The following is a 7691-nucleotide window of genomic DNA, read 5'->3' on the forward strand; positions in this document are numbered from 1 at the left end:
CCCGTCGAGGGCGCGGACCTCGATCTGCTGGAGCCGCTGACCCGCTGGCTGGTGGAGGAGGGACGCCGGCGCTCCGCCCGCGAGATCGTCGGGGCGGCGGGCGGAGCGGAGAGCGGGCGTCGGAGCGGACCCGCGCGGGCGTCCCCGGAGCGTCACTCCACCGCGTCGGCGACCGCGGTCACGACCGCGCGGAACCGGTCCGGCGCCTCGCGGATCCGCCGCCGGAGGAGGACCCCGGCGAGCGCCGACGAGGCGGGTGCGGCGACCAGCTCGCACTCGACCCGGGCCCCCTCCTCGTCCGCCAGGACCCGCCACTGCTCGACGCCGAGCACGGGGAGCCGGCGCTCGAGCCCGCTCCCCCGCCGCTCGTAGGCGCCGTCGGCGGCGAGGACGTCCGCGAGGGCGGCGAGCACCGGGGCGGGGTCGGCGTGGAGGACGGAGGCAAGGGCGAGGAGGCTGCGCACGGCGGCAGTCTCGCACGCCCCCGCGTCAGGAGCGGGCGTCGAGGACGCGCCGGAGCCAGTCGAACGACGCCTTGGGCACGCGGTCCCGGCTGCGCGTGTCGACGGCCACGAGCCCGTGCGGGCGGCTGTAGCCGTGCTGCCACTCGAACGCGTCGACCAGGGTCCAGAGCTGCACGGCCTCCACCGGCAGTCCGTCGTGGACGGCCTCGGCGAGAGCGGCCAGGTGAGCCCCGAGCCAGCGGATCCGCTCCGTGTCGACGATCGCACCCTCGCGATCGGGCTCGTCGGGGTAGCTCGCGCCGAGCGCGGTCACCACCAGCGGCGGCAGGGCGTCGCCGTAGCGCTCCACGAGGGACCGCAGCACCGAGACCACCGCCCAGGGTGCGACCGGCGAGCCGTCGCCCGTGCGGTCCAGCTCCGGCCAGGGCGCCGTGTGGAAGGGGAGCGCGGGAGGAGCGCCCACCCCGGTCGGCAGCGCCGGGTCGCGGCCCGCCACGATCCGCAGCGGCGGCAGCGGCGCGACCGCGTAGAAGTCGAGCGGAGCCGAGATGCGCGCGAGGTCGACCGGATCCGCCTGCGCGAGGGCGCCGAGGAACGGCGGCAGCTCCTCCGGTCCGACCGGGTAGAACCCGGTCAGCACGGCGTCGGCCACCAGGCGGTTCCGCAGGACGTCCGCCAGGGAGGCGAAGGCGCGGTCCCGGTCGTCGTCCGAGGCGGGCTCGACCGGCGCGAGCGCGTCGACGAGGCCGATCCTCCCGGTCACCTCCGCCGCCCGCAGCGCCTCCAGCGCCACGCCGTGCCCGAGGAGCTGGTGGTGCAGCGCCGGCAGGGCGCTGAACAGCCGGCCGGCGCCCGGCGCCTGCCGCGCGAGCGCGTAGCCCTCGAGCATCACCGTCGACGGCTGGTCGAGGGTGATCCAGTCGGCGACCCGGTCGCCGAACCGCCCGCCGAGCTCGAAGGCGAGATCGCCGAAGCGGAACGCGGTGTCGCGGTTCATCCAGCCGCCGCTGAGCGCCGACGGGGTGTCGCGGTGGTGCAGGGTCAGCGCGACCCGGATCCCCGTCTCGGCGAGCCCGTCGAGCAGGCGGTCGTAGAAGCCGAGCCCTCCGCGGTCGATCGGCCCGCGGCCGTCGGGCTGCAGCCGGGGCCACGAGACCGAGAGCCGGAGCTCGTCGACGCCGAGATCGACCAGCAGCGCGAGGTCCTCGCGCCAGCGCAGGAGGAAGTCCGTCGCGATCTCGGGAGTGGCCTCCTCGGCGATCGTCCCCCGTCGCAGCGCGAAGTCGTCCCACACCGACCGGCCCCGGCCGCCCGTCTCGAGGGAGCCCTCCGTCTGGAAGGCGCTCTGCGCCAGTCCGATGCGCAGGCCCGGCGGCAGGAGCCCGCCCAGCTCGCGCGGATCGTCGAAGCGCGCAGCCTCGACGCGCACCTCCCGCCGATCGCGCCCGCGGGCCTCGTCTTCGCGCATTCCACTGTCCTCCGGATCTGATCGACGGGTATATTCTCGCGGAAGCGCTCTCCCGGATCTCCCCGACTCCCCCGACCGACTGAGACGCCTCCTCCGGATGGTGTACATCCGGGAACAGTGGTGCGGCGCGCTTGACAGCTCCCCCCTGCCCCCGTGCAATGGACGCATCGTGAAATCGGGCGTCGACGTGGCAGTACCGGGGGGTTCACCGGTCGTGCCGGTGCCCCGACTCCGCCGATCCCCGCGGCGCACGGCCGCCCTGCTGCTGGTGCTCCTCGCGGCCGTCGCCTCCGTCTCCGGGCTGGCCGCTCCGGCCGCGCAGGCCGCCGCTCTCACGATCACCGCTCCCTCCTCCGGCGCGGTCCTCAGCACGGGAGCGACGACGGTCACCGGCACGGCGACGGCCGGGGACCAGGTGCAGATCGGGCTCCGCGGCGGCGGCGACCCCCTCTGCATCACCACCGCGGGCCCCGACGGCGGCTGGAGCTGCGCCGTCTCCCTCGACGACGGGCCGGCGACCCTGGTCGCGGTGGAGCTCCTCGCCGGCGGCGGGACCACCTCGGCCGCCGTCCCGATCGCCGTCCTCAGCGCCCCCGTCATCGAGTCGGTCGACGGCTCGGCGACCTCCGCGGGCTCGGTCCGCGGCACGGCCTACCCCGGCGCGAGCGTCGCCGCGGTCTCGAACGGCGGCGCCGCGTGCCTGGCCACCGCCGACTCCGGCGGCGCATGGTTCTGCCAGCTCGCCCCCACTCCGGCGCCGGGCAGCTACCGCGTCACCGCGACGCAGACCGCCTCCTTCGCCGGCAGCGCCGCCTCGCCGGCCAGCGCGCCGGTGACCCTCGTGGTCGACACCGCTGCTCCTGCCGCCCCCGCCCTCACCTCGCCGTCGAACGGCGCCGCCCTGCCGCTCGGCGGCGCGTCCTACTCGGGGACGGGCGTGGACGGCACCCGCGCCTACGTGTACGTGGACCGGGTCAACACCTGCGACGCGGCGGTCAGCGGAGGCGCCTGGAGCTGCACCGGCGGCACGATCACGGCGGGCGCGCACCGGGTCTCCGCCATCGCCGGGGACAGCGCCGGCAACTACAGCCCGCCGAGCCCCTGGATCGACGTGACCTTCGCGGCGGCGACGACCGCTCCCACCGGCACGCCCAGCGCGACGACGCCGGCCGCCCCCGGTGCCGCGCCCACCGCACCCGGGGCCGCCGCGTCTCCCGCTCCGAGCAGTGCGGCGCCGACCGCGTCCCCGTCGCCCGTCCGCCCCGGAGAGGCCGCGCCCGCGCCCGAGGACGAGCCGACCGCCGAGCCCACCGCAGCACCGGTCCCGGCTCCAGACCAGGACGGCGGTGACGTGCCGCCGCAGCCCGCCCCCGACGCCGGATCCGAGCCGGGCGGCTGGAGCGCGGCGACCGGGATGACCACCGCGCTGTCCGCCGGATCGCCCGTCGTCTCGATGGCCGACTGGATGCGCTCCCTCGCCCTTGCTCTGCTCTCGCTCGCCCTGGTCGTCGTGCCGGCCCGCCTCGCCGCGGCCGGGCGCGCGCCCCGCGCCGAGCGCAGCTGGCACCTCACGGGCCGGAACCGCGCCGCCGTCGAGTACGACGACAAGCCGGACACCGGTCCCGCCTCGCCGCGCCTGATGGTCGTCGGGATGATCGGCTGCGCAGCCGGCCTCGTCCTGCTCTCGGGACGCGTCGACGGCCAGCCCGCCTACCTGCGCCTGCTGATCGCCGTCATCGTGGCCGTCGCCGTGGTCAACGCGGTCGCCGCCGCCGTCCCCGCGCTGGTCGGCCGGCGGATCGGCGTCAGCGGGATCGGCGTCGTCGCCGCTCCGCGCGCGCTGCTCCTGGTCGCGGCGGCCGCTCTCGTCTCGCGCTTCGCGGGACTGGACCCGGCGCTCCTCTTCGGCGTGGTGATCGGCCTCGTCCTCCCCGAGGGCGCATCCGCCGTCGACCGCGCGAAGCTCTCCACCGTCCGCGTCGTCTCGCTGCTGGGTCTCGCCGGACTCGCCTGGGGCGCCTCCTCCGTGGTCCCGCCCGACGGCTCTTTCGGCTCCGTGCTCGCCGCGGAGGTGCTCAGCGCGACCACGCTGATCTCGGTCGGCTCGAGCGTGGTGCTGCTGTTCCCGGTCGGGCGCCCCGCCGGCCGCAGCATCCTGCGCTGGTCCCCGCTGCTCTGGCTCGGGCTCACGCTCCTCGCGACGACCGTGCTGTTCGTGCTGCTCACCCCGACCATCGCGTCCTGGTCGACCGACGGTGGAGCGGGTCCGGTGCTCTTCGCCGTCGTCGCCTTCAGCGCGGTGTGCACGTCGATCTGGGCCTGGCGGCGCTTCGTCGAGTCGGAGTAGCCGGGCTCGGAGCCCGCTCAGCCGATCGAGACGGGCCGGTCGAGGTCGTCGCCCGGCAGCACGTCGGCCACGGCGCCGACGGTCAGCTCGCGCAGCGTCGCGATGCCGCCGTAGACGCCGAGGAACGCGGTATCGGCCGCGTCGCGTCCCGTCGCGATCCGCACGAGGCTCGACCGCGGCGCGAGCGTCGTCGCGTCGACCGCGCGCCACTCCCCCTCGATCCAGGCCTCCGCGACCGCGTGGAAGTCCATCGGCTGCAGTCCCGGCGCGTACACGGCCGCCAGTCGGGCGGGCACGTCCAGCGCCCGGAGGAGGGCGACGACGAGGTGCGCGAAGTCGCGGCAGACGCCGCGGCGGGCGAGCAGCGTCCGCTCGGCCCCGTCCGTCGGAAGGCTCGAGCCGGGGACGTACGCCAGCCGCGTGCCGACCCAGGAGCTCACCGCGTGCAGGAGGTCCGCCCCGGCGAGGCCGGCGAACTCGGCCCGGGCCGTCGCCCACAGCACGTCCGACTCGGCGTAGCGGCTCGGCCGCAGGTACCGCAGCCGGTCCACCTCGTCGCCCTCGAGCGGATCGAGGCGTCCCAGGACGCGCGCGGAGTAGTCCACGACGAGGTGCCCGACCGGCGCGTCGAGCACGTGCAGCCGGGTGCCGTGCTGGTCGATCACCTCGCGAGCGGCGAGCGGGCGGCCGTCGACGGTGAGCGTCAGCGACTCCTCCGCCCCGTACGCGTCGGCCACCGCGATCGAGAGGACGAGGGCGGCCGGAGCCGCGACGTCGAGGGTCAGGTGGGCCGAGACGTCGCGCTGCATGGGGCTCTTCTCCGGGGCGTGGCGGGTGGGGGTCAGGCGCCCTGCTCGCCCTTCGGCGGCGGGGTGGGGGCGGCGTCCGGCTCCTGCACGAGCTGCAGCCCGCCGGACGAGTTCGCCGAGACGGTCAGCAGGTCGATCCAGGTGCGGTTGATCGAGGGGACCCGTCCGCCGAAGTACTTGAAGTAGAGGGGCACGGAGGGGTCGAGCCAGATGCTCGAGCGGCCGTCGCCGACCGCGGGGTCGTCCCGCCAGGAGAAGAAGAAGCTCTCGCGGCGGCGCAGCTTGTTGGCGATGACGATCTGGACGTGCGTGAGCGTGCGGTCGTCGAACTCGATCTCGACTCCCGAGGCTCCGTAGAGCAGCTTCCCCATGGGGGCCTCCCGGCCGCCCGTCGCCGGGCGGTGCATGACGGTGCCCGCGGGCACGAGAAGCGGGACCGTTCCGGCGCCCGCCGTGGACCGGGCGGCTCGCATCCGGACGCGGGCGCCCGGGCTCGGAACCGCCCGGTGACGACTCTAGGCGAGGCGGCGCGGGCGCGCGGGATCCTCGTCCGATTCCCGAACACCGGGCTCCTCCGGCCGGAAGGACGACCGGTCCGGAGGCGCGCCCGGCGCCCTGCCGGATCCGGGCGAGACGCGCCGGGGCGCTGCCGCGCGCATGTCGGAGGTCGGACGTACGGTACCCGCATGATCGAATGCGCACTCTGCGGAACCGACGCCGTCGTCCTCGACCGCTCCGGCGGCCGCGACACCGAGGAGGAGCTCGTCGTGCTCTGCGCCGACTGCACCCCGGGCGAGATCACCCAGGCCCTCGAGGCCGGGCTGCTCGAGCCCGCTCGACGCAGCGCGCACGCCCGCGCCGCCTAGAGAGCGGCACGTCGGACGGAGTGCCCCCACTGGGACTCGAACCCAGACTGAGACGATTTTAAGTCGTCTGCCTCTGCCGATTGGGCTATGGGGGCGACCACCGGGAGGAGCGACCCTCCCGGCGGCGGTGTCAGGACTTGGCGGGCTCGCCGCCGACCGGGACCGGAGCACCGGCCTGGCCGGGGATCTGCGCCGGGGCCTGCGCGGCCGGAGCCTCGGCGGCCGGGGCCGCCGGACGCGGACGCGACGCGTAGGTCTCGAAGGAGCCGCGGGGGTACTCGCGGGCCTCGATCGAGGCGATGTCGCGGCCGAGCCAGAGGTTGTTCCACCAGCCCCAGACCACGCGGAACTTGCGCTCCCACGAGGGCATGGCGAGACCGTGGTAGCCGCGGTGCATCACCCAGGCGGGGAAGCCCTTCACGGCGATCTTGCCGGACTGGAACACGCCGATGCCGATGCCCAGGCCCGCGACCGCGCCGAGGTTCTTGTGCACGTAGTCGACCGGCTCCTCGCCGCGGAGCACCGCGGTGATGTTCTTGGCCATGAGCTTGCCCTGGCGGACGGCGTGCTGGGCGTTCGGCACGCAGAAGCCGCCGACGCCGCCGCCGGTGAGGTCGGGGACGGCCGTCGCGTCGCCGGCGCCCCAGGCGCCCTCGACGAGCACGTCGTCGTGGCCGACGCGGAGGTCGGCGCGCACGCGCAGGCGGCCGCGCTCCTCGATGGGCAGGTCGGAGTTCTTGATCGACGGGTTCGCCATGACGCCCGCGGTCCAGATGATCAGGTCCGACTCGAAGCTCTCGCCCGTCGACAGCTGGATGACGCCGTTCTCGGCCGACTTGAGCTGCGTGTCGAGGTGCACGGTGGCGCCGCGCTGGTCGAGGTTCTTCAGCACCCAGTGGCTCGTCTCGAGGGCGACCTCGGGCATGATCCGGCCCATCGCCTCGATGAGGTGGAACTGCGTCTCCTCGAAGTCGATCTCGGGGTAGCGCTTGAGCAGCGCGCTCGCGAAGGAGCGCAGCTCGGCGAAGACCTCGATGCCCGCGAACCCGCCGCCGACGACCGTGACGGTCAGCAGGCGCGAGCGCTCGGGGCCGGCGGGGAGCGACGCGGCCTTGTCGAAGTTCGTGAGCATGCGGTCGCGGATCGCGGTCGCCTCCTCGATCGTCTTCAGGCCGATCGCGTTGTCGGCGACGCCCGGGATCGGGAAGGTGCGCGAGACGGAGCCGGCGGTGACGACGATCTGGTCGTACTCGAACTCGTAGGGCTCGCCCACGGTCGGGGTGATCGACGCGGTGCGGTTCGCGTGGTCGATCTTCGTCACCTTGGCGGCGAGGATCGCGGTCTTCTTGAGGTGGCGGCGGAGCGAGACGATCGCGTGGCGCGGCTCGATCGACCCCGCGGCGACCTCGGGGAGGAAGGGCAGGTACGCCATGTAGGGCAGCGGGTCGACGATCGTGACCTCTGCCTCGTGCGGGCGGAGCTGCTTCTCGAGCTTCCACGCGGTGTAGAAGCCGGCGTAGCCGCCTCCGACGATCAGGATTCTGGGCACGGTTGACTCTCCAAGAGGGATGGACAATGCGAACACCCTCACGCAATGCGAAGTGCCCGCTCTCGATGCGGTGGGCAGCACTGACCCCGACTGGGAATCAGCTTAGCGAAGAGCGCGCCGGTGGTGGCGCCTCCGTGGCTCCGGTAGGAGCGGCTACGCGTCGAGCGGCCTGCAGGCGCAGCGCTCGG

7 protein-coding genes and 1 tRNA gene are annotated in these 7691 nt (G+C 74.8%); 2 read left to right on the plus strand and 6 right to left on the minus strand.

All coding sequences use genetic code 11. The annotated features are described in order from the left end of the window. Positions 1–152: 152 nt before the first annotated feature. Positions 153–464 carry a hypothetical protein gene (locus C5C74_RS17585; protein ID WP_104227427.1) on the minus strand — a complete coding sequence of 104 codons (312 nt, stop codon included), beginning with the start codon at positions 462–464 and terminating at the stop codon, positions 153–155. Positions 465–489: 25 nt separating this feature from the next. Continuing rightward, positions 490–1932, minus strand: coding sequence for a glycoside hydrolase family 1 protein (locus C5C74_RS16325; RefSeq protein ID WP_181134725.1), 1443 nt, complete (start codon positions 1930–1932; stop codon positions 490–492). 220 nt (positions 1933–2152) lie between these two features. Here C5C74_RS16325 and C5C74_RS17180 point away from each other — a divergent pair, with 220 nt between their 5' ends. Beyond that, positions 2153–4279, plus strand: a complete 2127-nt coding sequence (locus C5C74_RS17180) for a hypothetical protein (protein ID WP_181134726.1) — start codon at positions 2153–2155, stop codon at positions 4277–4279. A gap of 17 nt (positions 4280–4296) precedes the next feature. Here C5C74_RS17180 and C5C74_RS16330 read toward each other — a convergent pair whose 3' ends face one another. Together C5C74_RS16330 and C5C74_RS16335 are read right to left on the minus strand one after the other, a co-directional pair. Then, positions 4297–5088, minus strand: coding sequence for a transglutaminase family protein (locus tag C5C74_RS16330; RefSeq protein WP_104234572.1), 792 nt, complete (start codon positions 5086–5088; stop codon positions 4297–4299). A gap of 32 nt (positions 5089–5120) precedes the next feature. After that, positions 5121–5459, minus strand: coding sequence for an ATP-dependent DNA ligase (locus tag C5C74_RS16335; RefSeq protein ID WP_068211888.1), 339 nt, complete (start codon positions 5457–5459; stop codon positions 5121–5123). 315 nt (positions 5460–5774) lie between these two features. On the opposite strand from C5C74_RS16335, the gene C5C74_RS16340 reads away from it, so the two are divergent. After that, a complete protein-coding gene (locus tag C5C74_RS16340) occupies positions 5775–5954 on the plus strand; it encodes a hypothetical protein (RefSeq protein WP_104225020.1) in 180 nt (59 codons plus the stop codon). 21 nt (positions 5955–5975) lie between these two features. On the opposite strand, the gene C5C74_RS16345 is transcribed toward C5C74_RS16340, so the two are convergent. Next, a tRNA-Leu gene (locus C5C74_RS16345) sits at positions 5976–6049 on the minus strand. Positions 6050–6084: 35 nt separating this feature from the next. Next, positions 6085–7503, minus strand: a complete 1419-nt coding sequence (locus C5C74_RS16350) for an NAD(P)/FAD-dependent oxidoreductase (protein ID WP_104324663.1) — start codon at positions 7501–7503, stop codon at positions 6085–6087. Positions 7504–7691 lie beyond the last annotated feature (188 nt).

Source organism: Rathayibacter sp. AY1E8, assembly GCF_002931415.1.
GTDB lineage: Bacteria > Actinomycetota > Actinomycetes > Actinomycetales > Microbacteriaceae > Rathayibacter.

What these genes read in the sequence shown, in the direction of transcription:
- C5C74_RS16325 (WP_181134725.1), bottom strand. Translation starts at nt 1,932, where the DNA reads ATGCGCGAAGACGAGGCCCGCGGGCGCGATCGGCGGGAGGTGCGCGTC.
- C5C74_RS16340 (WP_104225020.1), top strand. Translation starts at nt 5,775, where the DNA reads ATGATCGAATGCGCACTCTGCGGAACCGACGCCGTCGTCCTCGACCGC.
- C5C74_RS16330 (WP_104234572.1), bottom strand. Translation starts at nt 5,088, where the DNA reads ATGCAGCGCGACGTCTCGGCCCACCTGACCCTCGACGTCGCGGCTCCG.
- C5C74_RS16335 (WP_068211888.1), bottom strand. Translation starts at nt 5,459, where the DNA reads ATGGGGAAGCTGCTCTACGGAGCCTCGGGAGTCGAGATCGAGTTCGAC.